At 71.5% G+C, this 25,479-nt stretch carries 22 protein-coding genes; 9 read left to right on the top strand and 13 right to left on the bottom strand.

Annotation, left to right across the window (positions count from 1 at the left end):
- Nucleotides 1-291: 291 nt before the first annotated feature.
- Nucleotides 292-1,683: an APC family permease gene (locus ACZ7L4_RS18165; RefSeq protein WP_472103597.1), complete on the top strand. Its 1,392-nt coding sequence runs from the start codon at nt 292-294 to the stop codon at nt 1,681-1,683.
- 91 nt (nt 1,684-1,774) lie between these two features.
- On the opposite strand, the gene ACZ7L4_RS18160 is transcribed toward ACZ7L4_RS18165, so the two are convergent.
- Genes ACZ7L4_RS18160 through ACZ7L4_RS18135 form a run of 6 tightly spaced genes read right to left on the bottom strand, consistent with a single transcriptional unit; the run spans nt 1,775 to nt 7,933 of the window.
- Entirely contained in the window at nt 1,775-3,091 is a 1,317-nt protein-coding gene (locus ACZ7L4_RS18160) for a Gfo/Idh/MocA family protein (RefSeq protein ID WP_472103595.1), read from the bottom strand.
- Nucleotides 3,092-3,095: 4 nt separating this feature from the next.
- Nucleotides 3,096-4,115 carry a LacI family DNA-binding transcriptional regulator gene (locus ACZ7L4_RS18155; RefSeq protein WP_472103593.1) on the bottom strand — a complete coding sequence of 340 codons (1,020 nt, stop codon included), beginning with the start codon at nt 4,113-4,115 and terminating at the stop codon, nt 3,096-3,098.
- On the bottom strand, nt 4,108-4,749 hold the full coding sequence (locus ACZ7L4_RS18150; protein WP_472103591.1) for a hypothetical protein: 642 nt from the start codon (nt 4,747-4,749) through the stop codon (nt 4,108-4,110). Before ACZ7L4_RS18150 ends, ACZ7L4_RS18155 begins: the two co-directional genes overlap by 8 nt.
- A 5-nt stretch (nt 4,750-4,754) precedes the next feature.
- On the bottom strand, nt 4,755-5,606 hold the full coding sequence (locus tag ACZ7L4_RS18145; protein ID WP_450813776.1) for a carbohydrate ABC transporter permease: 852 nt from the start codon (nt 5,604-5,606) through the stop codon (nt 4,755-4,757).
- Nucleotides 5,607-5,608: 2 nt separating this feature from the next.
- The gene (locus ACZ7L4_RS18140; RefSeq protein ID WP_472103589.1) at nt 5,609-6,577 is read right to left on the bottom strand and encodes a carbohydrate ABC transporter permease; all 969 of its coding nucleotides are present in this window, start codon (nt 6,575-6,577) and stop codon (nt 5,609-5,611) included.
- Nucleotides 6,578-6,631: 54 nt separating this feature from the next.
- Nucleotides 6,632-7,933, bottom strand: a complete 1,302-nt coding sequence (locus ACZ7L4_RS18135; RefSeq protein ID WP_472103587.1) for an ABC transporter substrate-binding protein — start codon at nt 7,931-7,933, stop codon at nt 6,632-6,634.
- Between the two features lie 382 nt (nt 7,934-8,315).
- Here ACZ7L4_RS18135 and ACZ7L4_RS18130 point away from each other — a divergent pair, with 382 nt between their 5' ends.
- Nucleotides 8,316-11,051, top strand: coding sequence for an alpha/beta fold hydrolase (locus tag ACZ7L4_RS18130; RefSeq protein ID WP_472103585.1), 2,736 nt, complete (start codon nt 8,316-8,318; stop codon nt 11,049-11,051).
- Nucleotides 11,048-11,941 carry an ABC transporter permease gene (locus ACZ7L4_RS18125; RefSeq protein ID WP_472103583.1) on the top strand — a complete coding sequence of 298 codons (894 nt, stop codon included), beginning with the start codon at nt 11,048-11,050 and terminating at the stop codon, nt 11,939-11,941. Before ACZ7L4_RS18130 ends, ACZ7L4_RS18125 begins: the two co-directional genes overlap by 4 nt.
- Before the next feature lie 115 nt (nt 11,942-12,056).
- Here ACZ7L4_RS18125 and ACZ7L4_RS18120 read toward each other — a convergent pair whose 3' ends face one another.
- Together ACZ7L4_RS18120 and ACZ7L4_RS18115 are read right to left on the bottom strand one after the other, a co-directional pair.
- Nucleotides 12,057-13,274, bottom strand: coding sequence for an acyl-CoA dehydrogenase family protein (locus tag ACZ7L4_RS18120; RefSeq protein WP_472104056.1), 1,218 nt, complete (start codon nt 13,272-13,274; stop codon nt 12,057-12,059).
- A gap of 18 nt (nt 13,275-13,292) precedes the next feature.
- Complete coding sequence (locus tag ACZ7L4_RS18115; RefSeq protein WP_472103581.1) at nt 13,293-13,760, bottom strand: SCP2 sterol-binding domain-containing protein; 468 nt, start codon at nt 13,758-13,760, stop codon at nt 13,293-13,295.
- Between the two features lie 102 nt (nt 13,761-13,862).
- On the opposite strand from ACZ7L4_RS18115, the gene ACZ7L4_RS18110 reads away from it, so the two are divergent.
- From ACZ7L4_RS18110 to ACZ7L4_RS18095, 4 genes are all read left to right on the top strand, one after another.
- Entirely contained in the window at nt 13,863-14,531 is a 669-nt protein-coding gene (locus tag ACZ7L4_RS18110; protein ID WP_472103579.1) for a TetR/AcrR family transcriptional regulator, read from the top strand.
- Between the two features lie 143 nt (nt 14,532-14,674).
- Nucleotides 14,675-16,606, top strand: coding sequence for an AMP-dependent synthetase/ligase (locus tag ACZ7L4_RS18105; protein WP_472103577.1), 1,932 nt, complete (start codon nt 14,675-14,677; stop codon nt 16,604-16,606).
- The gene (locus ACZ7L4_RS18100; RefSeq protein WP_472103575.1) at nt 16,599-18,329 is read left to right on the top strand and encodes an FAD-dependent oxidoreductase; all 1,731 of its coding nucleotides are present in this window, start codon (nt 16,599-16,601) and stop codon (nt 18,327-18,329) included. The genes ACZ7L4_RS18105 and ACZ7L4_RS18100 overlap by 8 nt, the downstream gene beginning before the upstream one ends.
- Before the next feature lie 91 nt (nt 18,330-18,420).
- Nucleotides 18,421-19,329: an SPFH domain-containing protein gene (locus ACZ7L4_RS18095; RefSeq protein WP_472103573.1), complete on the top strand. Its 909-nt coding sequence runs from the start codon at nt 18,421-18,423 to the stop codon at nt 19,327-19,329.
- Between the two features lie 52 nt (nt 19,330-19,381).
- On the opposite strand, the gene ACZ7L4_RS18090 is transcribed toward ACZ7L4_RS18095, so the two are convergent.
- From ACZ7L4_RS18090 to ACZ7L4_RS18075, 4 genes are all read right to left on the bottom strand, one after another.
- Nucleotides 19,382-20,170: an ABC transporter permease gene (locus ACZ7L4_RS18090; RefSeq protein ID WP_472103571.1), complete on the bottom strand. Its 789-nt coding sequence runs from the start codon at nt 20,168-20,170 to the stop codon at nt 19,382-19,384.
- Nucleotides 20,167-21,159, bottom strand: a complete 993-nt coding sequence (locus tag ACZ7L4_RS18085; RefSeq protein WP_472103569.1) for an ATP-binding cassette domain-containing protein — start codon at nt 21,157-21,159, stop codon at nt 20,167-20,169. Before ACZ7L4_RS18085 ends, ACZ7L4_RS18090 begins: the two co-directional genes overlap by 4 nt.
- A 107-nt stretch (nt 21,160-21,266) precedes the next feature.
- Nucleotides 21,267-22,109, bottom strand: coding sequence for a DUF4097 family beta strand repeat-containing protein (locus ACZ7L4_RS18080; RefSeq protein ID WP_472103567.1), 843 nt, complete (start codon nt 22,107-22,109; stop codon nt 21,267-21,269).
- A gap of 95 nt (nt 22,110-22,204) precedes the next feature.
- Complete coding sequence (locus tag ACZ7L4_RS18075) at nt 22,205-22,717, bottom strand: toxin-antitoxin system HicB family antitoxin (RefSeq protein WP_472103565.1); 513 nt, start codon at nt 22,715-22,717, stop codon at nt 22,205-22,207.
- A gap of 189 nt (nt 22,718-22,906) precedes the next feature.
- On the opposite strand from ACZ7L4_RS18075, the gene ACZ7L4_RS18070 reads away from it, so the two are divergent.
- Together ACZ7L4_RS18070 and ACZ7L4_RS18065 are read left to right on the top strand one after the other, a co-directional pair.
- Nucleotides 22,907-23,680 carry a LamG domain-containing protein gene (locus ACZ7L4_RS18070; protein ID WP_472103563.1) on the top strand — a complete coding sequence of 258 codons (774 nt, stop codon included), beginning with the start codon at nt 22,907-22,909 and terminating at the stop codon, nt 23,678-23,680.
- 146 nt (nt 23,681-23,826) lie between these two features.
- Nucleotides 23,827-24,414, top strand: coding sequence for a sigma-70 family RNA polymerase sigma factor (locus ACZ7L4_RS18065; protein WP_472103561.1), 588 nt, complete (start codon nt 23,827-23,829; stop codon nt 24,412-24,414).
- 38 nt (nt 24,415-24,452) lie between these two features.
- Here the strand turns inward: ACZ7L4_RS18065 and ACZ7L4_RS18060 are convergent, their stop codons facing one another.
- Nucleotides 24,453-25,403, bottom strand: a complete 951-nt coding sequence (locus tag ACZ7L4_RS18060) for a hypothetical protein (protein ID WP_472103559.1) — start codon at nt 25,401-25,403, stop codon at nt 24,453-24,455.
- Nucleotides 25,404-25,479 lie beyond the last annotated feature (76 nt).

Below are 25,479 nucleotides of genomic sequence, written 5' to 3'. Positions count from 1 at the left end.
CACGTCCGGAGTGCGGACAGTTCACTGTGAACTTCCGCGCTCCGGCTGCGGTTCCCGTACGTAGGGGACGAACCGGGCGGCGTAACCCGACTCCCGTATGTGACCTTGGATACGAAGGTCATTTACGGGAGTCGCTGTATCTACAGCGGTTGACTTTGCGAACACCTTAAGAATCGCGCGCAGTTGGCGGAAACGGTAGTGCGGATTCCGAAGGGAAACGGGCGTTGACGTTCGGATATCGGCGGGGTTGCATGGCGCAGCCCTGTCGCACGAGTCGATCGGAACCGCTTCATGACCGACACGCTTCGCTCCGCCGCTCCCCCCTCCCCGCCGGAGTCGGCCCCCCAGGCCCAGAAGCTCAAGCGTTCCATCGGCGTCGTCGGAGGCACCCTGCTCACGCTCTCCTGCGTGACGCCCGCCTCCTCGCTCTTCGTCGTCGTCCCCGACCTGTTCGGCAGCCTCGGCACCGCCACCGCCCTGACCATCGCCGTCGGCTCGCTGATCTGTATCGGCGTGGCCTTCCTCTACTCGGAGCTGGGCACCCTCATCCCCAGCGCGGGCGGCGAGTACGCGATGGTCTCGACGCTGGCCGGACGCCTCGCGGGCTGGCTCGTCTTCGTCCTGTCCCTGCTCGTCGTCTTCATCGTCCCGCCGGTGATCGCGATGGGCACGGCGGACTACCTGGAGCCGCTGATCCACCTCGACCCGGCGATGACGGGCGCGGGCGTGATGCTCCTGTCCACCCTCGCGGGCCTGCTCGACCTGCGCGCCAACGCGTGGATCACCGGCATCTTCCTCGTCCTGGAGGTCATCGCGGCGGCCCTCGTCGCGGTCCTCGGCTTCGCGCACAGCGAGCGCGGCGTCGACTCGCTCGGCTCGATGCAGGTCGCGGGCGGAAACGGCCACACGGACGCCGTGACGGGCATGCTCGTCGTCTCCGGCCTCGCCATCGCCCTCTTCGTCACGCAGGGCTTCTCGACGGCCGTCTACCTCTCCGAGGAACTGGAGAACCCCCGCAAGTCCGTGGCCCGCACGGTCCTCGCCACCCTCGCGATCTCCTCCGTCGTCATCCTGGTCCCGGTCGTCGCGATCACGATGGGCGCCAAGGACCTCTCGGCGCTCACCTCGGGCGACATCAGCAGCATGGTCGTGGCCTGGTCGAACTCGGCGGTCGGCACGTTCGTCTCGCTCTGCGTCGCGCTCGCCATCATCAACGCGGGCATCGTCATGGTCATCCAGAACTCCCGCGTCCTGTTCGCCTCGGCCCGCGACAAGGCCTGGCCAGGACCGGTCAACAACGCCCTCTCCCGCCTCGGCCGCTTCGGCTCCCCGTGGGTCGCGACCCTGGCCGTCGGCGTCCCCGGCGCGGCCCTCTGCTTCGTCAACCTCGACACCCTGTACGGCGTGACGGGCGTCTCCGTCACCGGCATGTACCTGCTGGTCGCGGTTGCCGCCCTGTTCGCCCGCCGCGGCGCCCACAAGGACCAGCCGGCCTGGCGGATGCCGCTGTGGCCGGGGATCCCCGTGGTCCTGATCGCGCTGATGATCTACATCCTGATCGAACAGGAGGTCACGTACCTCCTGTGGACGGGCGGCATCATGGCGATCGCCACCCTGTACTGGGCCTTCTACCTGCGACCGCGCCAGGACTCGCGGTGGCTGGTGTCGGTCCCGACCGACTGACGCCGCGAGCCGGGGTTGCGCTCCCGGGGCTTGATAGATCAAGCCCCGCCGGCGATTGAGGCGCGGGGCCCGGAGCAGAGCCCCGCGACCGTCACCACAGGTGACCGGTCTCCACCGGCCGGCCGGAAACCAACGACGAGTTCCCGGCAACGCCAACCGCAAGCGCAAGCGCCCCGTCACGCGCGGTGGCCCCCTTCCCCGCCGCGGGCGCAGCCCCGTCGTCGGACCCGTCACCCAGCGGCCCGAAAAGCTCCTTCAGCATCCGCAGGTCCCCACCTCCGTGGGACCCGGCCGACCACTCGTACGGGATCTCCCGCGGCGCCTCCCACAGCGGCCGCAGCAGGATCGACGTACGCCCGGGCCGGTCCATGACCACCCCGCCGTGCGACGCCCCCTCCCCGCCCACGGTGACCTTCGGCGGCTGCCACGTGTTCTCCTCGACCTCCAGCTCCAGGCGGCCGGCCGTGCCGTTGAACATCACGCGGTAGCCCTCCCAGGGGGAGTACGCCGTGAGGTGGTACGTCATCGTGGCCCCGGAGTCGTACCGCACGAGCACCGACAGGTCGTCCTCGACGTCGATGGCGTCACCGAAGACGTTCCTGTCGCGCACATAGCCGTCCCCCGCCGCCTCGGCGTCGACGTACAGGGACTTGAGGTTCGGGTCGTCGGCGAGGTGGATCGCGTACGGGTCGTCGGCGGCAGCGTCCGAACCGTGCGCCCGCACGTAGTCGCGGCGAAGGCCGGTGCGCTCGCCGTTGTCACGGCCGTAGAAGACGAGCCCGCCCTCCGCGTACACCCGCGAAGGGGCCGCGCCCAGCCACCAGTTGACGAGGTCGAAGTGGTGTCCCGACTTGTGGACGAGCAGTCCGCCGCTGTGCTGCTTCTCGCGGTGCCAGCGGCGGAAGTAGTCGGCGCCGTGGCGGACGTCGAGGAGCCACTCGAAGTGGACCGAGCGGATCTCGCCGATCGCGCCGTCGTGGAGGAGCTGCCAGACCTTCTCGTGGGCCGGGTTGTAGCGGTAGTTGAACCCCACGGACAGCTCACCGCCGGTCCGCTCGACCGTCTCCAGGATGGCGCGGCACTTCTCCGCGTCCGTGGTCATCGGCTTCTCCGTCACCACCCGGCAGCCGGCTTCGAGCGCCGTGTTGATGTACGTGTGGTGGGTCGCGTCGACGGTGGTGACCACGACCTCGTCGATCCGGTGCGCGCGGAGGGCGGCCGCGAAGTCGGACGGGTCGCAGGTGGCCGCCTCCGCGCGGCCGAGCGAGCCGAGCAGCCGGTTGTGGTGGGCGATACGGGTCGGGCTCGGGTCCGCGAGAAGGGCTACGTCGTAGTGGGGGCGGGCGGCCAGGGCCCGGGTGTACATCTGGGCACGGTGACCGGTACCGATGATCGCGGCACGCTTCATGGGGTCAGGATTCCTTTCGCGGGGCTGGTCCTGTGGAGCGGCGGACTATCAACTCGCTGTCCAGGGAGAGCTGTTCGGGTACGCGGTCCGGTTCGTCGAGGCGGCGCAGCATCAGGTCGACGGCGCGTTCGCCGAGCGCGTCGAGCGGGATGCGGACCGAGGTGAGCGCCGGGGTGGCCGTGGTGGCGAGGAGGGTGTCGTCGGCGCCCACGACGCTGACGTCGTCGGGCACCCGTACTCCCCGGTCGGCGAGGCGCGACAGTACGCCGAGCGCCATCAGGTCGTTGTGCGCGACGATCGCGGTGGCGCCCGCCGCCAGGGCCAGGTCGGCGACCTGCGCGCCCGTGTGGAACTTGGGCTCGTGCGGGCCGAACTCGGTGACCTTCAGCTCAAGCTGCTCGGCGGCGTACCGCACGGCGTGGCCGCGTTGCTCGCTCGACCAGGAGTTGCGGGCCCCCAGGATGAGCGCGAGGTGGCGGTGGCCGAGCGCGTGCAGATGCGCCACCGCCTGGCGCAGTCCGTCCTCGCTCGGCGCGACGACGGACGGCACGCCGGACACGCTCCGATTCACGGCGACGCTCGGCACCTGCCGGACGACCTCGGCGAGCCGGGCGCCCTCCATCCTCGGGGCGACGAGCAGCAGCCCGTCCACCTGGCGGGCCAGCGTCAGCGCCAACTCGTACTCGTCGTCGGGGTGTTCGTCGGTGTCCGCGAGGAACACCGCGTAGTCCTTGCGGCGGGCGCGGGCCTGCACGGCCTTCACGATCACCGCGAAGAACGGATTGGCGATGTCGGGCACGATGAGCCCGAGCGTGCGGGTGCGGCCCTCGGCGAGCGAGCGGGCGATGCGGCTGGGCCGGTACCCGAGCCGTTCCGCCGCCGCGAGGACCCGGGCGCGGGTCTCGGGCCGCACCTGGTGCGGCGAGGCGAAACACCGGCTGACGGTGGAGGGCGAGACCCCGACGGCCTCGGCGACCTCTTCTGCGCTGGGGGCGGCGGCCCCGGGACGGTGCTGGTCACGCATGAGGTCCACCTTCCAAACAAGCCCCGCCGGCGATTGAGGCGCGGGGTCCGGGGCGGAGCCCCGTGGCGTTGCGGCGGTCGACCGCTACTGCCGCCAGGGCCAGGACACCCGTCACCAAGGGCGCCAGGATCGTCAACTGCCATACACACACCGCCGAAACGAATACCGCCCCGGCGAGCATCGCCGACCCCGACACGTCCCGCCCGGGACGGGACCAGCGCCCCGTGGACGACCAGACCGCCGCCATCCGCACCTGGTACACGACCACCGCCCCAGCCACCCCGACGATCGCCACCGCCAGTACGCCGAAGAACGGAACGTCGCCCGCGACCGCCGCCAGGCGAAGGTCCGCGCCCAGGAAGCCGAGGACCGCGAGCCCCACCGCCCCCACTACCGCCCCGCCAGGAAGCGCCGCCCACCAGTCCGCCGCGAACCGCCGCGCCGTGCCCGGCGAAGGCCCGTCCGGCACGCACCGCCGTACCGCCGCGCACCCCGCCGCCATCGCCGCCGGCCACGTGACGACGAACAGCGAACCCGCCGCCACCAGCACCCCGATCCACAGCACCTCCGCGAAGAGCGTGAACCGCTCGCCGTACGGGGTGTCGCGCCGCGCCACCGAACCCGTGTCCGCCACGCCGCTCATCCCTTCATCCCGGACGTCGCCGCACCCTCGATCAGCAGCCGCTGGAACGCCACGAAGAACGCGATCACCGGCAGCAGCGACAGGACCGACATGCCGAGCATCGCCCCGTAGTCCTGACTGCTCGTCGAGTCGACGAACAGCCGCAACGCCACCGGCAGCGGGTACTTCTCCGGCGACTGGAGGTAGATCAGCGGCGCGAAGAAGTCGTTCCAGGACCAGATGAACGTGAAGATCGCCGTGGTGATGAGGGCCGGCCGCAGCAGCGGGAGCACGATGTGGCCGAAGATCCGGAAGTGCCCGCAGCCGTCGATCAGCGCCGCCTCGTCGAGGCTGCGCGGCAGGTTGCGCACGAACTGCACCATCAGGAACACGAAGAACGCGTCCGTGGCGAGGAACTTGCCCAGCAGCAGCGGCACGTACGTGTCGACCAGGCCGACCTTCTGGAACATCGTGTACTGCGGGATGAGCAGCAGGTGCGTCGGCAGCAGGATCGTGCCGATCATCACCGCGAACATCGCGCCGCGCCCCCGGAACCGCAGCCGCGCGAAGGCATAGGCGGCGATCGAGCACGACAGTACGTTGCCGATCACCGAACCCACCGCGAGCAGCAGGGAGTTGCTGAAGAAGCGCCAGGCCGGGACCTCGGCGATGCCTTCGAGTGCCGTGCCGAATCCGCTCCAACTGACCTCCGAGGGAAGCAGGTTGAAGCTGGAGATGATTTCGTCGGCGGGCTTCACGGACGCCGTGAACACCCAGAACACCGGGTAGAGGAGGACCAGCAGCAGGGCGATCGCGCCCACGTGCCACAAGGTCGACCGCGTGCCGGCCGTGGTGGTGGTCGAGGCCATCGTCACTTCTCCTCACCCGCGTAGTGGACCCAGCGGCCCGAAGTCTTGAAGAGCACCGCGGTGATCACGCCGACGACCAGGAGCAGCACCCAGGTCAGGGCCGCCGCGTAGCCCATCCGGAAGTCGTTGAAGCCGAGTTCGTACAGGTACATCGAGTAGACGTGGGTGGAGCCCGCGGGTCCGCCGGTGCCGTTGGAGAGCACGAACGCCGAGTTGAACATCTGGAAGGCGTGCACCATCTCCAGGACCAGATTGAAGAAGATCACCGGGGAGAGCATCGGGACCGTGACCGAGATGAAGCGGCGCCAGGGCCCCGCCCCGTCGATCTCCGCGGCCTCGAACAGATCGCGCGGGATCTGCTGCAGCGCCGCCAGGAAGATCACCATGGGCGCGCCGAACTGCCAGACGGAGAGTGCGACCAGGGACATCAGCGACCAGTCGGGGTTGGAGATCCAGCCGCCCGTGTGGATCCCGAAGGCGCCGAGGAACTGGTCGACGACGCTGCCGGTGGAGAACAGCAGCCGCCACACGATGGCCGCGCCGACGCTCGCCCCGATCAGGGACGGCATGTAGAAGGCGGCGCGGTAGAAGTTGCGGCCCTTGCGGCGGGTGTGGAGGAGCAGGGCGACGCCGAGCGCCGCGATCAGCTTCAGGGGTGTCGCCACGACGACGTAGAGCAGCGTCACGCCGACGGTGTCCCGGACCTCGGGGTCGTCGAACAGGATCCGCTTGTAGTTGTCGAGGCCGATCCAGCGCGGGGCGTCGAACAGGTTGTAGTCCGTGAACGACATGTAGAGCGAGAACAGCATCGGCCCGAGCGTCAGCACGGCCGCGCCGATCATCCACGGAGTGAGGAAGACGTACGCGGAGCGGTCGTTCGCGGACCGGCGGCGCTTTCCGGGCGGGGGCGAGGGGGCGTCGCCGCGGCGCGCGCGGGGGATCGCGGCGTCGGTCGTCGTCGTAGAGGCCATGAGGACTCCGTACGTTTTCGAGGGGGAGGGGGCAGCCTGGTGGGGGTCCCGCCGTCAGGCGAGGACGACCTCCGACTGGTCGAAGTAGAGGTCCACGGCCTGGTCCACGGAGATCCGGCCGTAGAAGAGCTTCTCGGCGACGCGCTGCAGATAGACGTTGAGCGAGGCGCCGCCGTCGGCGGGCGGCGGCGGGGTCGGCGCCAGCGTCTTCGCGACCCGCTTCTCGTACGCCTGGACCTGGCGCACCTTCGGGTCGGAGGTGTCGGCCGCGCCCTGCTGGCTCGTCGTGGGCGGCATGCCGATGTTGGTGCCGAGGATCTTCGCCACCCGCCGGTCGTTGACCATGAAGTCGATGAACCGCGCGCTCTCGCTCGGGTACGGGCTCTGCGCGGCGGCGGCGATCAGCATGCCCGGCTTGGCGTAGATGCCGGAGCGGCCGGTGTCGCTGGGGACGGTGCCCAGCGAGAGCGTGCTGCCGCGCATGTCGCTGCGGCCGCCGACCTGGTTGTCCCACTCCAGGTAGGAGGCGGCCCTGCGGGTGGTGATGGGGAAGCCGGGCAGCGATTCGAGCACGGCGGCGGGGCCGGCCAGCGCGCCCTCCTTGCGCCAGCCGTCGACCAGGGTGAGGTAGCGGCGCATGTCGTCCCGGTCGAAGCCGAGTGCGCCCTTCTCGGTCCACATCTGGAGGCCCTGCTGGCGCATCCAGATCTCCAGGCCCATGTAGTTCTGGCCGGGGTTGTCCATGCCGTACTGCACGGGGCTGCCCCTGCGCCTGCCGTGGCGGGTCACCTTGAGGGACTCCTCCATGAACGCGTCCCAGCTCATCGGGCCCGTCGGTCTGCGGGCGCCGGCCTCGGACCACGCCTTGGCGTCGTACATCAGGGACACGCAGTTGGCGCCCAGGGGCAGGGCGACGCGGCGGCCGTCAACCTCGCCCGCCGTACGCAGCGAGGGGATCACCGTGGACGCGTCGATCTCCTTGCCGGAGCCGATGCGGGGGCCCAGGTCGGCGAGGACGCCGTGCTCGCCGAGGGTGCGGATCCAGGCGTAGTCGACGTGCATCACGTCGGGCGGGTTGCCGCCCGCGGCGGCGGTGCTGAGCTTGGGCCAGAAGGCGTCGAACGCGGCGAAGCTCGACTTCACCTTGATCTTGGGGTGCTCGCGTTCGAAGACCGCGATGCACTTGTTGATCAGGTCGGCGCGGCCGCTGTCGCCCCAGAAGAAGTAGCGCAGCGTTACGTTGCCGCCGGCGCCGACGGAGCGTGCGGGCCCGCCGCAGGCGGTCAGCGCGGCGCCGAGGCCGGAGGCGAGCAGGGCGGACAGGGTGGTGCGACGGGAGGGGGCGGCACTGCCCATAGGGGGCCTCCACGAGCGGCTCGGTGGTGGGCGCTGTCGAGGAGGGACGTTTGCATGCGCTCGCAGGCCGGTCAATGGGTTGCGCAGCGATTTCCGGAACGGGTCCTTCCTGCCAACTCCCCGTCCTACGCGCACCCTTGACGCACGCTGCGAGCGCTTGCAGGATATTGCGGAACCGGGGCTGAAGCCGTTGCCATCGTTGCGCCGCACCGTGCGCCGCCTTGCCCACCCTGCCGCCCAAGGCGGCAGATTGCCCAAGGCTCGGTCGGCCAGATCAAGCCCCGCCGGCGTTTGAGGCGCGGGGTCCGGGGCGGAGCCCCGTGGCGTGTGCGCGGGCCACCGGATGCGGAGGTTGTCGGTGGGTGCGCATACCGTTGAGCGCATGTCTTTTCGACGGCGCGAGTGGCGTGAGCGAATCCGCGGCTGGCCGCGACGGTGGATCGCCGTCGCGGCCACCCTCGTGGTGCTCGCGGGAGCAGGCAGCTGGACGGCGGTCGCCGCATCCGGCTCCGACGACGCGCCCGCCCCGCACCGGCAGGACCGGATGATGCCGATGGGCGGCGGCGTGCGCATCGACACCTCGTACTTCACGGCGGGTGACCCGTCCCACAAGCGGCCCGCGGTCCTGCTCACGCACGGCTTCGGCGGCAGCAAGGCCGACGTCCGCGCCGAGGCGGAGAAGCTCGCCGCCCACGGATATGCGGTCATGACCTGGTCGTCCCGCGGCTTCGGCCGCTCCGGCGGCAAGATCGGCCTGAACGACCCGAAGCACGAGGTGGCCGACGTCTCCCGGATGACCGACTGGCTCGCGAAGCGCCCCGAGGTCGAGCTCGACCGCCCCGGCGACCCGCGCGTGGGCGTCAGCGGCGCCTCGTACGGCGGCGCGGTCTCGCTGCTCGCGGCGGGCCACGACAAGCGGGTCGACGCCATCGCCCCGCAGATCACGTACTGGAACCTGGCGGACGCCCTGTTCCCCGACGGCGTCTTCAAGAAGCTGTGGGCCGGCGCCTTCTTCACCTCCGGCTCCGCGCAGCTCGGCACCCGCACCAGCGAGGCCGGGCTCGCCTGCGGCCGCTTCGAGCAGAAGCTGTGCGACATGTACAAGCGCGTCGCCGTCGCCGGGAAGCCGGACGACGCGGCGCGAAAGCTCCTGGAGGAGCGCAGCCCCGTCGCCGTCGGCGACCGCATCAAGGTCCCCACGTTCATCGCCCAGGGCCAGACCGACTCGCTCTTCCCCCTCGGCCAGGCCGACGAGATAGCGCGCCACGTCAAGGCGAACGGCGCACCGGTCGAGGTCGACTGGCTGAACGGCGGGCACGACGGCGGCGACATGGAGCTCGACCGCCTGCACGAGCGCGTGACGTCCTGGTTCGACCGCTACCTGAAGGACGAGAACGTCGACACGGGCCCCGCGTTCCGCGTCACCCGCACCGGCGGCGTCGACTCCACGGACGGCGCGGCCACGCTGCGCGGCGCGAGCGGCGACCTGTACCCGGGCCTGCGCGGTGAGCGCCGCACGGGGGTGCCGCTGAAGTCGGCCACCGAGACCTTCCAGAACCCGCCCGGCGGCGGACCGCCGTCGATCTCCTCGGTGCCGGGCCTCGGCAAGGTGTCGAACCTGTCGTCGTCGCTCGGCGTCGGATTCTCCCTGGAGTACCCCGGCCAGTTCGCGCGCTTCGACTCGGCGCCGCTGAAGAAGCCGATGCGCATCACCGGCTCCCCGACCGTCACCGCACACGTGAAGTCCTCCACCGGCACGGCCGTGCTGTTCGCGAAGGTGTACGACTCCGGGCCCGACGGGTCGCGCCAGGTGCTGCCCTCGCAGCTGGTGACGCCGCTGCGGGTGACCGGCGCGGACGGCGCGGGCAAGGACGTGAGGATCACGCTGCCGGCCGTCGACCACGAGGTGCAGAAGGGCCACAAGCTGCGGCTCGTGCTCTCCGCGACCGACCTCGGCTACGCGTCGCCGAACGAGCCGGCGACGTACCAGGTCTCCGTGCACGACAGCCTGAGCGTGCCCACCGCCCCCGGCGTACGGACACAGGACGAGCCGCTGCCCGCCTGGGTGTGGTGGCTGCCGGCCGGGGCGCTCGCCGTCGCGGCGGGGCTGCTCCTCACGGCCCGGCGACGGACGTCGGCGCCTGCGCCCGACCCGGCGCTCGCCGAGGTCCCGCTCCAGATCACGGACCTGAGCAAGAAGTACGCGGGGTCCACGGACCGGTACGCGGTGCGCGACCTGTCCTTCCGCGTCGAGCAGGGCCAGGTCCTCGGCCTCCTCGGGCCGAACGGCGCGGGCAAGACGACGACGCTGCGCATGCTGATGGGCCTCATCCGCCCCGACGAGGGCGGCATCCGGGTCTTCGGCCACGCGATCAGGCCCGGCTCCCCGGTCCTGTCCCGCGTCGGCGCCTTCGTCGAGGGCGCGGGCTTCCTCCCGCACCTCTCCGGGCGCGAGAACCTGGAGCTGTACTGGAAGGCCACAGGACGCCCCGCCGAGGACGCGCACCTCGACGAGGCCCTGGAGATCGCGGGCCTCGGCGACGCCCTTACGCGCGCGGTGCGCACGTACTCGCAGGGCATGCGCCAGCGCCTCGCCATCGCCCAGGCCATGCTCGGCCTCCCGGACCTGCTGATCCTCGACGAGCCGACGAACGGGCTCGACCCGCCGCAGATCCGCGAGATGCGCGAGGTGATGATCCGCTACGCGCGTGAGGGACGCACGGTCATCGTCTCCAGCCACCTCCTCGCCGAGGTCGAGCAGACCTGCACGCACCTCGTGGTGATGGACCGCGGCCGGCTCGTCCAGGCGGGCCCCGTCGCGGACATCGTCGGCTCCGGGGACACGCTGCTCGTCGGCATCGCGGGCGAGGTCTCCGACGCGCTCGTGGAGAAGGTCGGCGGCCTCTCCGGCGTGGACTCGGTGGTGCGGGTCGACGACGGCCTGCTCGTCCGCCTCATACCGGAACCCGGCCCCGCCACGGACCCGGCCACCGGCTCCGACCCGGCCGCCCGTCTGGTCGCGGAGCTGGTGCGGCTCGACGTGCCGGTGCGCTCCCTCGGCCCGCACCGCCGCCTGGAGGACGCGTTCCTGACCCTGATCGGAGGGACCCCGGCATGACGACGACCGGAGCCGAGACCGGGGCGCGCGACGTGCCCGAACTCGCGCACGGCTACCGGCCGCGGCGCACGCTCCCGCTCCGCGTGGAGCTCGTGCGCCAGGTGAAGCGGCGGCGCACGCTCGTGATGGGCGCGGTGCTCGCGCTGCTGCCGTTCGTGCTCGTCGCCGCGTTCGCGATCGGCGGGGAGCCGGGCGCGGGCGGCGGCGACAGCGGACAGCGCGTGAACCTGATGGACACCGCCACCGCGTCCGCGGCGAACTTCGCGGCGACGAGCCTGTTCGTGTCCGCCGGATTCCTGCTGGTCGTCCCGGTGGCCCTGTTCTTCGGCGACACCGTCGCCTCCGAGGCGAACTGGTCGAGCCTGCGCTATCTGCTGGCCGCTCCGGTGCCGCGGGCCCGGCTGCTGTGGTCCAAGCTGGCCGTCGCGTTCGGGCTCAGCCTCGCCGCGATGCTGCTGCTCCCGCTGGTCGCGCTCGGCGTCGGCGCGGTGGCGTACGGCTGGGGGCCGCTGGACATCCCGACCGGCGGGGCGCTGCCCGCGGGCACGGCGGTGCAGCGGCTGCTGCTGGTCGTCGCGTTCATCTTCGTGTCCCAACTGGTCACGGCGGGGCTCGCGTTCTGGCTCTCCACCAAGACGGACAACCCGCTGGGCGCGGTCGGCGGCGCGGTCTTCCTGACCATCGTCGGCAATGTCCTCGACGCGGTCACCGCGCTCGGCGACTGGCGCGATTTCCTGCCCGCGCACTGGCAGTTCGCGTGGGCGGACGCGATCCAGACACAGCCCGAATGGGGCGGGATGATCCAGGGCGCTTCGGTGTCCGTGGCGTACGCGGTGGTGCTGTTCGCGCTGGCGTTCCGGGGCTTCGCGCGCAAGGACGTGGTGTCGTAGCGAGGCCGGGCGGACTGTGACGCGGGATGACGGCCAGACGGTCATCCTGCGTCACAGTCCCTTGAACCCGGCCCGCACCGATCCCCCGGCTCGGCCCCGGACCCCGGACCCCGGTTCAGCGGATCTGCCGCCCCGAGATCGCCCGCGCGATCACGAGCCGCTGGATCTCGCTCGTGCCCTCGAAGATCGTGTAGATCTTCGCGTCCCGGTACATCCGCTCCACCGGGTGCTCCCGGCTGTAGCCGGCGCCGCCGAGGACCTGGATGGCCTTCTCGGTGGAGGCCACCGCCAGTTCACCCGCGCGCAGCTTGGACATCGAGCCCTGGCCCGCGTCGAAGACCTTGTCGTTGCGGGCCATCCAGGACGCCTGCCAGATCAGCAGCCGGCACGCCTCGATCTCCGTGCGCAGATCCGCCAGGGCGAACGCGATCGCCTGGTTCTCGATGATCGGGCGGCCGAACGCCTCCCGCTCGCCCGCGTACTCCAGCGCGTACTCGTACGCGGCGCGCGCGATGCCGAGCGCCTGCGCGCCCACCGTCGGTCGGCTGACCTCGAAGGTCGACATCGCGGCCTGGCCCCGGGAGCCCGGCGTGCCTTCGCGGGCCCGTGCGAGGCGCGCGTCCAGCTTCTCCTTGCCGCCCAGCAGGCAGTGGCCCGGGACGCGGACGTCGTCGAGGAAGACGTCGGCCGTGTGGGACGCCCGTAGGCCCAACTTCTTTATCTTCTTGGCGCCTTCGAGTCCCGGCGTCCCCGGCGGCACGATGAAGGCCGCCTGGCCGCGCGAGCCGAGGTCCGGGTCGACGGAGGCGACGACGACGTGCACGTTCGCGATGCCGCCGTTGGTGATCCAGGCCTTCTGGCCGGACAGCACCCACTCGTCCTTCGCCTCGTCGTAGCGGGCGCGCGTGCGCATCCCCGCCACGTCCGAACCGGCCTGCGGCTCCGAGACGCAGAACGCCGCGACCTTGGGGTCGTCCTCGTCGCCGTAGCACTGCGGCACCCACTCGGCGAGCTGGTCGGGCGTCCCGGCGGAGAAGATGCCGGCCACCGCGAGCGACGTGCCGAAGAGGGCCATGCCGATGCCCGCGTCGCCCCAGAACAGCTCCTCGTTGGCGATCTGCAGCGAGATGCCGCTCGGGTCGCCGAACATCTCCGCGAGGGACTCGAATCCGTACAGGCCGATCTTCGCGGCCTCCTGGATCACCGGCCAGGGCGTCTCCTCGCGCTCGTCCCACTCGGCGGCCGCCGGCCGCACGACGTCGGCGGCGAAGCCGTGCACCCAGTCCCGCAGATCGCGCTGTTCCTCGCCCAGTTCAAGAGAGAAAGCCATGATGGTCCGGAGCCTCTTTCCTCACGCCTTGGGGATGTCGAAGTAGCGGGTCAGGCCGGAGGCGAGGGCCACGTCGCCCGCGATCTTGACCTTGCGCATCATGAACATCGTGACGGGCGAGGAGTTGCCCGAGACCAGCTTGAGGAAGTCGGCGTCGCCCATGATGAGCGTGACGCGCGGCTCCGCGGCCGAGCGGCCCTCGGTGACCGTGCAGGTGCCGTTCGAGATCTTCGTTTCGTAGACCGCCTCGGGCACCTCGTCCTGGCCGGTGACCTTCCAGCGGATGAGCGCTTCGAGGGAGCCCGCCACGTCCCGCTTGAACTGCCGCTCCATGCGCCCGAAGACCTCCTTGAGGACCCGGGTGCGCAGCGCCTCGTCCCGCGCGATCTCGTTGATCTCCTTCGCGGAGAGACCCTTCACGATCCGTGCGAACTCCTCGGGCGTGACGCTCGCGAAGTCGAGCGCCGCGATCTCCTCGGCACCGCTCATGGGTCCACTCTCCATTCAGTCGGGTCGTTGCTTATCGCGACCTTACCGCCTAGTAAGTTTACTGCTGGGTAAGGTTACGGCTACGTAGATAGGCTGACAAGGGTGACGGGCACATCGGGAGCGGCTCAAGGGCGTACGACGGCGCGCAGGAAGCGCGTGCCGCGCCATGTGCGCGAGCAGCAGATCATCGACGTCGGCGTGCGGGTCTTCGCCAAGCGTGGCTACCACGCGGCGTCCGTGGACGAGATCGCCGAACTCGCCGGAATCTCCAAGCCGATGGTGTATCTGTACCTGGATTCCAAGGAGGGGCTCTTCCTCGCGTGCCTGAAGCGGGAGGCCGGGCGGCTTGTCGGCGCCTTCCAGGAGGCCGCGCGCGGCGCCGGTGCCGCGCCCGAACTGCGGTTGTACGCCGGGCTCTCCGCGTTCTTCGCGTTCGTCGCCGAGCACCGCGACAGCTGGGTCGTGCTGCACCGGCAGGCCTCCGAGCTGAGCGAGGCGATCGCCGCGGCCGTCGCCGACGCGCGGCGCGCGGTCATGGCCGAGGTGGCCGGGCTCATCAGGGACGGCATCTCCGACAGCGGTCGTGGGTCCCAGCTCGGCGACGAGGATGCCGACTTCGTCGCGCACGCCCTCGTGGGCGCCGCCGACTCGCTCACCGACTGGATGGAGCGCAATCCGGGACAGTCCCCGGAGGGCATCACTCTGCGCCTGATGAACATGGTGTGGGTGGGTATGCGGGACGTGCTCGACGGCGAGGTCTGGGCGCCGTAGCCGCCGGTTGGTTCCCGGTCCGTCCATGGTGGTCGCCGATTCGTACGGGACCATTGAATTTTCCTTACGCGTAGGTAAGTTGACTCCCCAGTAAGTACGAGCGGGCAGGTACGAGTCGGGCAGCCGCGCACACGGGAGCCGTCATGGGCGTACGTCAAGATCTGAAGCGGGCCGGGAAGCGCGGCGACCTGGCCGACCGCGCCGAGGTCGAACTCGTCAGGGGCGAGCACGGGACCGTGCGCGAGGCGCGGGTCGCGGCGCTCGCCGAGCCGCCGAAGGACGGGTCCACGCCCGCCGACATCCCGTATCGGAACGCCGAGGAGGAGCCGAACGCCGTCGTCGTGCGGCGCAAGGAGGGCGACAGCTGGCGGCCGGTCACCGCCGCGGCGTTCGCCCGTGAAGTGACCGCCACCGCAAAGGGGTTGATCGCGGCGGGGCTCGAACCGGGCGGCCGCGTCGCCCTGATGTCGCGCACCCGCTACGAGTGGCAGGTGCTCGACTTCGCGATCTGGGCCGCGGGCGGGCAGACGGTCCCCATCTACGCGACGTCCTCGCCCGAGCAGATCGAGTGGATCGTGCGGGACTCCGGCGCGACGATGCTGATCGTCGAGACGCCGGAGAACGCCGCCGCGGCCGAGCGCGGGACCGCCGCTCTTCCCGAGGGCGAGCGGCCCGGCATCCGGCAGATCGACGGGGGCGCCGTGCTCGAACTCGCCGCCCTGGGTGCCGAGGTGGCCGACGAGGAGGTCGTCAAGCGCCGGGCCGCGCTCACCCCCGACACCATCGCGACCGTCTGCTACACCTCCGGCACCACCGGCAGGCCCAAGGGCTGCGTCCTCACGCACGCCAATCTGTACGCCGAGGCCGCGAACACCGTCGAGCTGCTGCACCCGATCTTCAAGGCGATCACCGGGCAGACCGCGTCGACCCTGCTGTTCCTGCCGCTCGCGCACATCCTGGGGCGGACGATCCAGGTGGCGTGCATGCTCGCCCGGATCGAGCTGGGGCACTGCCCGAGCATCAAGCCCGACGAGCTGCGGCCCGAACTGCGTTCGTTCCGGCCGACGTTCGTGGTCGGCGTCCCGTACCTCTTCGAGAAGATCCACGACACCGGTCGGGCGACCGCCGAGAAGCTCGGGCGCGGCTCGTCCTTCGACCGCGCCGACCGGATCGCGGTGCGCTTCACCGAGGCGCATCTGGCGCGGTTCCTGGACGGGGGAGAGGGGCCCGGAATCGGACTCCGGCTCGCCCACGGGCTCTACGACCTGCTCGTCTACCGGAGGGTGCGCAAGGAGCTGGGCGGGCGGCTGCGGTACGCGATCAGCGGCGGCTCGCCCCTCGACCGCAATCTGAATCTGTTCTTCTACGCCGCCGGGATCGTGATCTACGAGGGCTATGGCCTGACTGAAACCACGGCCGCCGCCACGATCACCCCGCCGCTGCGGCCACGCCCCGGCACCGTCGGCCTGCCCGTGCCCGGCAGCTCCATCCGGATCGCGGACGACGGCGAGGTGCTCATCAAGGGCGGCATCGTCTTCGGCGCGTACTGGAACAACCAGGCCGCGACCGACCAGGTCCTGGACGAGGACGGCTGGTTCGCGACCGGCGACCTCGGGGAGCTGGACGGCGACGGCTATCTGCGGATCACCGGGCGCAAGAAGGACATCCTCGTCACCAGCGGCGGCAAGAACGTCTCGCCGGCAGTCCTGGAGGACCGGCTGCGCAGCCGCTCGCCCGTCGGCCAGTGCATCGTCGTCGGCGACAACCGCGCGTACGTCGCCGCGGTGATCACCCTCGAACCGGAGTCCGTCGCGCACTGGCTGAGCGTCCGCAAGTTGCCCGCCGACACCCCGATGGCCGAGATCGTCCGGGACCCGCGGATCGTCGCGGACGTCCAGAAGGCCGTCGACTACGCCAACGAAGCGGTCTCGCGCGCCGAGTCGATCCGGAAGTTCACGCTGGTGGAGGGCGAGTTCAACGAGGAGAACGGGCTGCTCACGCCGTCCCTGAAGATCAAGCGCGCGGCCGTCATGAGCGAGTACGAGCGGGAGATCGAGGAGCTCTACGGTGACTGAGGCCGCCCGCGACACCGCGTACGACTACGACGTCCTCGTCGTCGGCTCCGGGTTCGGCGGCTCCGTCTCCGCGCTCCGGCTGACCGAGAAGGGCTACCGGGTGGGCGTCCTCGAGGCCGGACGCCGGTACTCGCGCGACACCCTGCCCCGTACCTCGCTGAAGCTGCGCGACTACCTGTGGGCGCCGCGCCTCGGGATGTACGGGATCCAGCGCATCCACCTGATGAAGAACGTGATGGTCCTCGCGGGCGCCGGAGTGGGCGGCGGCTCGCTGAACTACGCCAACACGCTGTACGTCCCACCGCCCGCCTTCTTCCAGGACCGGCAGTGGGGGCACATCACCGACTGGCAGGCCGAACTCGCGCCCTACTACGAGCAGGCGCGGCGCATGCTCGGCGTGCGCACCAACCCGACCGTCACCGAGGCCGACGAGCTGCTGCGGGACGCGGCCGGGCGGATGGGCGCGGGGGACACCTTCCGGCTCACGCCCGTGGGCGTGTTCTTCGGCGACGGGAAGGACGCCGACGGTACGACAACGGCCGAGGCGGGCACGGAGGTTCCCGACCCGTACTTCGGCGGCGCGGGACCCGCACGGGCCGCCTGCACCGAGTGCGGCTCCTGCATGACCGGCTGCCGCGTCGGGGCGAAGAACAGCCTCACGGAGAACTATCTGCACCTCGCCGAGCGGGCCGGCGCCGAGGTCCGGGCGATGACGACCGTCACCAGCGTGCGGGAGCTTCCGGACGGCGCGGGCTTCGAGGTCACGACCGCTCCCACGAACAAGCGCCGCCGCGGCCGCCGCACCGTGCTGCGCGCCCGCCGGGTCGTCCTGGCCGCGGGCACGTACGGCACCCAGACCCTGCTGCACCGCATGCGCGACGACGGCGTCCTGCCGCGCCTGTCGCGCCGCCTCGGCGAGCTCACCCGCACCAACTCCGAGTCCCTCGTCGGGGCCCTGACCTGGCCGCGCCGCTACGGCCGCCCCGACGTCGACTTCACGCGCGGCGTCGCCATCACCTCGTCCGTGCACCCGAACGCGAACACCCACATCGAGAACGTCCGCTACGGCAAGGGCTCCAACCTCATGGCCCTGATCTGCGTGCCCCAGTACAAGCAGAATCTGCCGAAGCCGCTCGCCGCCGCGCTCGCGTTCCTCTCCCACCCGGTCCTCGTCGCCCGGACCGTCGCGCTGCGGCACTGGTCGGAGCGGACCATCATCGGGCTCGTCATGCAGACGCACGACAACTCCCTGACGACGGGCCTCGACCGGCGCGGACTGCTCACCGCCGAACAGGGCCACGGGACCCCCAACCCCGTGCACATACCCGAGGGTTGGCAGGCCGCGGGTCTGATCGCCGAGTCCATCAACGGCTTCGCGGGCACCAACCTCGGCGAGCTCATGGGCAAGCCGCTCACCGCGCACTTCCTCGGCGGCTGCCCCATCGGGGACAGCGCGGAGAGCGGCGTCATCGACCCCTACCACCGGGTGTACGGGCACCCCGGCATCTCCGTCGTCGACGGCTCGGCGGTCTCCGCCAACCTCGGCGTGAACCCGTCCCTGACGATCACGGCGCAGGCCGAGCGGGCGATGTCGTACTGGCCGAACAGGGGCGAGGAGGACGCGCGGCCCGAACAGGGAGCGGCGTACCGGGAGTTGAGGCCCGTGCCGCCGCGCAGCCCGGCCGTCCCCGCCGGGGCGTACGGGGAGCTGCGGCTCGAGTGACCCCGCACCGCCCTCGAATTCCGGCATTTTTGGCCTATTGCCGCATAACGTGAGTACGGCGAGGTCGTGTTCACGGGATTCGGGAGGGCCGATGGGTCAGCGGGACGAGGTCGTCGAGCGGGCGGGGTGGTCGTTGCCCGGCTGGCTGGGCGCGGCGGCCGGGGCGCTGGCGCTCGCGGGCGCGCTGTACGGAAGCCGGCTGCTCGGCTGGATCCCCGACACGGTCACGGACTTCCTCGGGCCCGCCGCCCCGGACCGGGCCGACGACGCAGTCCGGGCGGCGTGGGGCGCATACGTCGCGGGCTGCGCGGTGCTCGCCGTCCTCGCCTTCGGCGGGCTGAGCCGGTGCAGGTCGGGGGACGCGCTCGGGCTCAGCCTCTTCGGCCGCTACCGGGGCACCGTGCGGCGCACCGGTCTGCGCTGGGTCAACCCGCTCGTGCTGCGCCGCCGGGTCGACGTACGGCTGCGGCACTGGCGCAGCGAGCCGCTGCCGGCGGTCGACGCGGACGGGATGGCGCTGCGCGTCGAGGCCCTGGTGGTGTGGCGGGTGCGGGACACCGCGCGGGCGCTGTTCGCGGTGCAGGACCACGACGCGTATCTGCGCGGGCAGATCGAGGTGGCGCTCGCCCGGGTGTTCTCGCGGCTGCCGCCGGAGGCCTTCCACGAATCCGCCCCGACCCTGCGCGACCCCGAGGCCGTCGGCGCCGAGCTGGCCCAGGTGCTGTCGCAGGAGTGTGCGGCGATCGGCGTCGAGGTGCTCGCCGTGCGCCCGACGCGCATCGAGTACGCGCCGGAGGTCGCCGACGCGATGCACCGCCGCCGGATCGCGGCGCTCGACGCGCGGCAGCGGGCGGGCGTGCTCACCAGCGTCGTCGACTCGGTGGAGGACACCCTCGAACGCCTCACGGGGCGCGGCCTCGTGGAACTGGACGAGTACGAACGCAACGCGCTGGTGCGGGACTTGACGGTGGCGTTCGCGCGCGGTGACTCGGGCACGTGAGCGGGGGCCCGCGCCAGGCGGAGCCCCCACTGTGAACCGCTGAACCGGTCGGTCAGCGCTCGGTGTTGATGCTGTACAGCCTGCGCGACCAGGCGAAGCCGACGACGGTGATCCCGGCGCACCAGGCGAGCGAGATCCACCCGTCGTTGCCGATCGCCGAACCGGTCAGCAGCCCGCGCAGCGTCTCGGTCATCGGCGTGAACGGCTGGTGCTCGGCGAACCAGCGCAGGCCCGGGGCCATCGACTCGGCCGGCACGAACGCGGAGCCGAGGAACGGCAGGAACTGGATGAGCAGCGGCTTGTTGCTCGCGGACTCGACCGTCTTGGACTTCAGGCCGAGCGCCGCCGCGAGCCAGGTGATCGCGAACGTGATCGCGGCCAGCAGGCCGATCGCGGCCAGCCACTCGACCGGGTTCGCGTCGGGCCGGAAGCCGAGGGCGACCGCCACGGCCACCACGAGGACGAGGCTCACCATCGTCGTGAGGAGGCTGCCCACGACATGGCCCGTCATGAACGAGGAACGCGTGATGTTCATGGTGCGGAAGCGGTTGATGATGCCCTCGGTCATGTCCTGACAGACGGCGATCGAGGTCGACATGGACCCGGCCGCCACCCCCATGATCACGATCCCGGGCGTCAGATACTCCAGATACGCGTCCCGGCCCGCCCCGCCCGACATCGAGTCCCCGAAGGCGAACACGAAGAGCACCAGCATCAGGATCGGCATCATGGACGCGCCCATCGAGACCGCCGGGTAGCGAAGGGCGTGCTTGATGTTGCGCCGCAGCATCGTCATCGAGTCGTGCACGGCGTACGTGAGGGTGCTCGTGGCGGTACTCATCGCAGGGTCTCCTTGACGTGAAGCGGGGTGGCGTCGGTGCCGTCGCCGGTCAGGGCGAGGAACACGTCGTCGAGGTCGGGGGTGTGCACGGAGAAGTCGGCCGCCTGCACACCGGCGGCGTCCAGCTGGTCGAACAGGGTGCGCAGCGAGGCGAGATCGCCGTCGCCCGCGATCCGCAGCGCCAGCTCCTCGTCGTCCCGGGCCGCGCCGGGGAAGGCCCCGGCCGCCCGCTCGTACTCGTCCGTGGCGTTGAACCGCAGCCGCACGTGGCTGCCGGGGATCTGTGCCTTGAGCTCGTCGGCGGTGCCCTCGGCGACGATCCGGCCGCCGTCGAGCACGGCGATCCGGTCGGCCAACTGGTCGGCCTCCTCCAGGTACTGCGTGGTCAGGAAGACGGTGACGCCCGTGGCGACCAGCGAGCGCACGGTCTCCCACATGGTGCGGCGGCTGCGCGGGTCGAGTCCGGTCGTCGGCTCGTCGAGGAAGATGATCCGCGGGTCGCCGACGAGCGTCATGGCGAGGTCGAGCCGCCTGCGCATGCCGCCGGAGAAGGTGGCCGCGCGGTTGCCCGCGACATCGGCGATGCCGAACCGTTCGAGGAGGTCCTTGGCCCGCTGCCGGCCCTCGCGCTTGCCGAGCCGCAGCAGGTCGGCCATCAGGAGCAGGTTCTCCTCGGCGGTGAGCAGGTCGTCGAGCGCGGCGAACTGGCCGGTGACCCCGATCGCGGCGCGCACGCCGTCGGGCGATCCGGCGACGTCGTGCCCGGCGACCTGCGCCTGCCCGCCGTCGGCGTCGATGAGCGTGGACAGGATCCGTACGGTCGTCGTCTTCCCGGCCCCGTTCGGGCCGAGCAGCGCGAAGACCGAGCCCGCGGGGATGCTCAGGTCGATGCCGTCGAGGACGGTCTTGTCGCCGTAGGACTTGCGCAGGCCGACGGTGGAGACGGCGAGCGGGACCCGTCCGGCCTCGTCGCGGGTGGATGTGGACATGACAGATGAAGGCATGGGGCCCTCCGGTGTGAGGGTGCGGGGTGATGGGGGCCGGCGAGGGCGCCGGTGAAGTGCCGGGGCGCGTACGGGAGTTGTGGTGCGTACGCTCAGTGGGCGGCGCGGCGGATGTCGATGTTGCCCCACTTGGTGCGGGCGCGGACCTTGACGGAGTCCTCGGACTCCGCGGGCGCGTCGGAGGCGGTGAGGGCGTTGCGGACCTGGCCGTTCTCGGCGTTGGCGTCCAGCCAGGCGGCGGTGCCCTCGCGGATGCCGACCTCGATGGCGCCGTAGTTGGTCTCCAGCTGGACGGTGCCGCGGGCGACGTCGGCGACGCGCAGGGCGCCGTGGGCGGTGGTGGCGGCGACCGAGCTCTCGGCGCGGCCGATCTCGATGTCGCCGTGGGCGCCGCTCACCCGGAGCTCGCCGGTCACGGCGTCGATCATCGTGGTGCCGTGCGAGTTCTTCAGGACCGCGTGACCGTCGACGAGGCCGACCCGCAGGCTGCTGGAGCTGGTGGTGATCTCGGCCATGCCCTCGACCCGGTCCACGCGGATCGAGCCGTGCGCCGCCTTGAGGCGCAGCGGCCCCGTGGTGTCGAAGCGCGCGTCGCCGCCCGAGGTCTTCATGTCGACCTTGCCGAGCCGGCCCTCGCCGAGCACCTGGGTCCAGGACCCGGTGAGGTCGACGGAGGAGCCGGCCGGAAGCTCGACCGTCACCGTGACGAGCCCGCTCGGGCCGATCATGCGGCGCTCCTTCGTCCGGACCGTGAGCACGCCGCCGGTGTACGCGACGTCGGTCTGCTCCGCGGCCCGCACGTCCTTGTCGCGCTTCGGGTTGCTCGGCCGCACCTCGACGACGGTGTCGGTGCGCTCGCTCGCGGTGAACTGGATGGAACCGGCGCCCACATGGGCGTCGACCGAGATGGCTTCAGGGGTCTCGTACGTAGGCATGGCTGTCCCGTCCTCCTGGCTCGTTGGGGCGTCCCCGCTGGTGGGACGTGGTGTGCCGTTCTGTTGGCGGTGGTGCTCGTGGGGCGGCGGCGCGGCTAGCGCACCCACCCCGTGAAGCTCTGTCCGACGGTGCGGGTCTTCTCTGTCGTACGGGGCGGCGGGCCGCCGTCGACCGCGGCGGACACCGCGCGCACCAGCCACGCGTTGACCGAGAGCCCTTCGCGGTTCGCGGCCTCCTCGGCGCGGGCCTTGAGCTGGGCGGGCAGTCGCAGGTTGACGCGGGCGGTGCCGCCGTCTTCGGTCTCCGGGGCGGGCGGCGGGGTGGCGTTCTGCTGGGGCTCGGCGGGCGCTGCCGGGGCGTCGTGCGGGGGCGGTGTCACCACGAAGTCGGGGTCGAGCCCCCGCAGCCGTACGTCGACCGATCCGGGCGCCAGGTCGCGGGTGATCTCGTCCATGGCGGCGGAGAGCACGTTGAGCATCGTGAGCCGGGTCGCCGACTCCAGGGGAGCGGTCAGCCGCTCGGCCAGCGCGCGTGCTTCGTCCCCGCCTGCTTCGGCGGCCACCGCGAGCTCGCGGTGCAGTGTGTCGACGTAGGGCGTGAGGTCCATGACGTCATAGTGGCACCACTATGGCGCCACGCGCAAGTCCTTTGGCGTCATGTGGCATCACGTGGCGCCATGCGGTGCCACTCGGGGTGTCGCGTGGCGCCAGTGAAGGTTGCGTGAAGCGTGAACCGGTTCCGGCTCGGCCGCGTAGCCAACCAGTGACACGTTTATGCCGCACCTCTGAGGAACTTCATGACGCGCAGATGGGCGCTTATCAGCACGATCGCCGTATTGACCGCCGCGCTGGTCTTCGTCGGCGTCCAACTGGTGCGCGGCCAGGACTCGGGCGACGGGCAGGCGGAGGCGAAACCGGCCGCGTCGTCCAGCCCCAGCGGCGACGCCCCGTCGCTCGAAGGACTCGGCTGGTGGCCGCTGCACCGCTCCGGCACCGCGAAGGTCGGCGAGCACGACGCCGTGTTCGGCGACGGCGTGCAGTGGACCGAGGGCCCCGAGGGCGGCGCCCTGCGGCTGAACGGCACCAGCGGCTACGCCGACACCAACACCGCCCTCGACACCGCCGGCAAGGACTACTCGGCCGCGGCGCGCGTACGCCTCGCCGACGGGGGTCTGAAGGGCATGCACACCGCGCTGTCCCAGGAGGGCGAGCGCAACAGCGCGTTCTTCCTGCAGTACTCCGGCCAGGACGAGAACTTCGCCTTCAGTTTCCCCGGCGCCCGTACCGTCGCGGAGTCCTCGGAGCAGCCGCGGCCCGGCCGTTGGTACCACCTGACCGGCACGTACAGTCAGAAGGACCACCGGATGCGGATCTACGTGGACGGCAAACTCGCTGGAACCAGGGTTGCTTCCAGCGGCGTCGAGCCCACGGGCAGCGTGATGATCGGGCGCGGCAAGTTCGGCGGCAAGCCCGCCGACCACTGGAACGGTGACATCGCCGATGTGCATGTCTACGACCGCGAGCTGACATCCCGTGAGGTGAGCGAGCTCTCCTCCCACGAACCGGGCTGACCGGCGCCGACGCGCCGAACGTCACCGCCGCCGCGGGCCGGCGTGCGCCGCACGGGCGCACGCCGGCCCGCGGCGGTGCCTGTCGGTTCTCCCCGCACCCGGCGGAACCCGTCTTCCCCCACAGACGATCCGGAGAGGAAAGGCCCTTGTCGGCCAGCGCTTCGCCCGAAGACCGGATACCCGGCCCCCACGCCGCGGACCTCCCACCCGACGAGTTCCTCAGAGCGCTCTACGAATTCCACGGAACCGCGCTGCTGCAGTTCGCCGCGCGGCGCCTGGAGGGCGACTGGCACCGCGCCGAGGACATCCTCCAGGAAGTCGCCATCCGCGCCTGGCGGCATGCCGCGGAACTCGACCCGACCGCGGACTCGGCGCGGCCCTGGCTGTTCACCGCGCTGCGCAACCTCGTCATCGACGGCCACCGCGCCCGCCAGGCCAGACCGCCGGAGACCGGCGACCCCGAACTCGCCCACCTTCCGGTGTCCGACAATGTCGACCACCTCCTGACCACCCAGGTCCTCGTCGAGGCGCTGGGCGACCTGCGCCCGTCCCAGCGTGAGGTCCTGCTGCACGTCCACTACCTCGGACGCACCGTCAACCAGACGGCCGAGGTGCTCGGCGTGCCGCCCGGCACGGTCAAGTCCCGTACGTACTACGCCGCCCGCGCCATGCGCGAGGCGCTGAACAGGCGCGGGCTCTACGCGCACGGCGTGGTGGACAGCGAGGCCGCGTGACACTCAGCCGCCCGGACGTCCGGCGGACCCGATGACCCTCATGCCATCCGCCCCGCGTGCCGGGTGATCTCCAGGCCGAGCGGCCCGGTGTCGAGCGTGCCGTCCGCGCCGGCCTTCCAGCGCCAGCCCGTGGGCGCCTCGCCGAGCACGAGGAGCGCGTCCGTGCGGCGCAGCCCCGCGAGCACCCCTTCGTGGCGCGGCAGTTGCGAGGCCTCCACGACGAACAGGTGCGGCACCTCGCCCTGCACGGCCAGCCTGCTGCTGCCCTCGATGAGGCGGAAGACCTGGGTGACATCGGCGGAACCGGGCTGCGGGGCACCCGCGTTCGCCGACGCCGCCGTGGCGAACGCCTCCTCCAGGCTCGCCGCGTGGTGCAGCCGCGAGCTGCGCGTCTCGTCACCGCTGAGGAGCCGGCCGTCGCCCAGCGAACCGATGAGGGTGACCTGGGCGAGCGAGCCCACGGGCCCTGCGATCGCCTCGATCACGAGGGCCCGCGCCAGCGCGCGCACCTCGGCGTCCGGACCCGTCACCGATACGGGACCCGTCGCACGGGACAGGTCGACGAGCACGCGCTCCGGGCCGTCCAGGCCGACCGTCACCGTAAGCGCGTACGGCAGCGCCGGTTCGCCCTCCGGGCCCGGGCGGTGCAGATCGTCCGTCGAGATCGACCAGCGCTCGCCGTCCTGCTCGACGGTCCACGGCGCGGGAGCCTGCGCGCCCTCGTCGCCGGCCCCCGCGAGCAGCAGCCCGAGCCGCTCCTCCGAGTACACGACGGCGTACAGATCGGGCAGCGAGCGGCCGGAGCGCAGGCATTCGCCCGTGAGGCGGCGCAGGCCCGCGTTGACCACCTCGAGCGCCCCGCGGCTCGTGACGGCGGCCGAGGCGGCGACCGGCTTCGGCGGGCGGGGGCCCCGCTCCGTGACGATCAGCGCCACCACCGCCGCGATCAGCGCAAGACCCAGCACCGCGGCCAGGACGTACCAGATCATCCACTGACTCCTTGTCACAAAACGGGGGCGGCACGGCCGCTGTGCCGTGCACCCGATGGCCACTACGGCGCCGGTC

Source organism: Streptomyces sp. NPDC107575 (genome assembly GCF_055657265.1).
The sequence above is the reverse complement of the archived record's forward strand: the minus strand, read 5'-3'. Positions and strand labels throughout refer to the sequence as shown.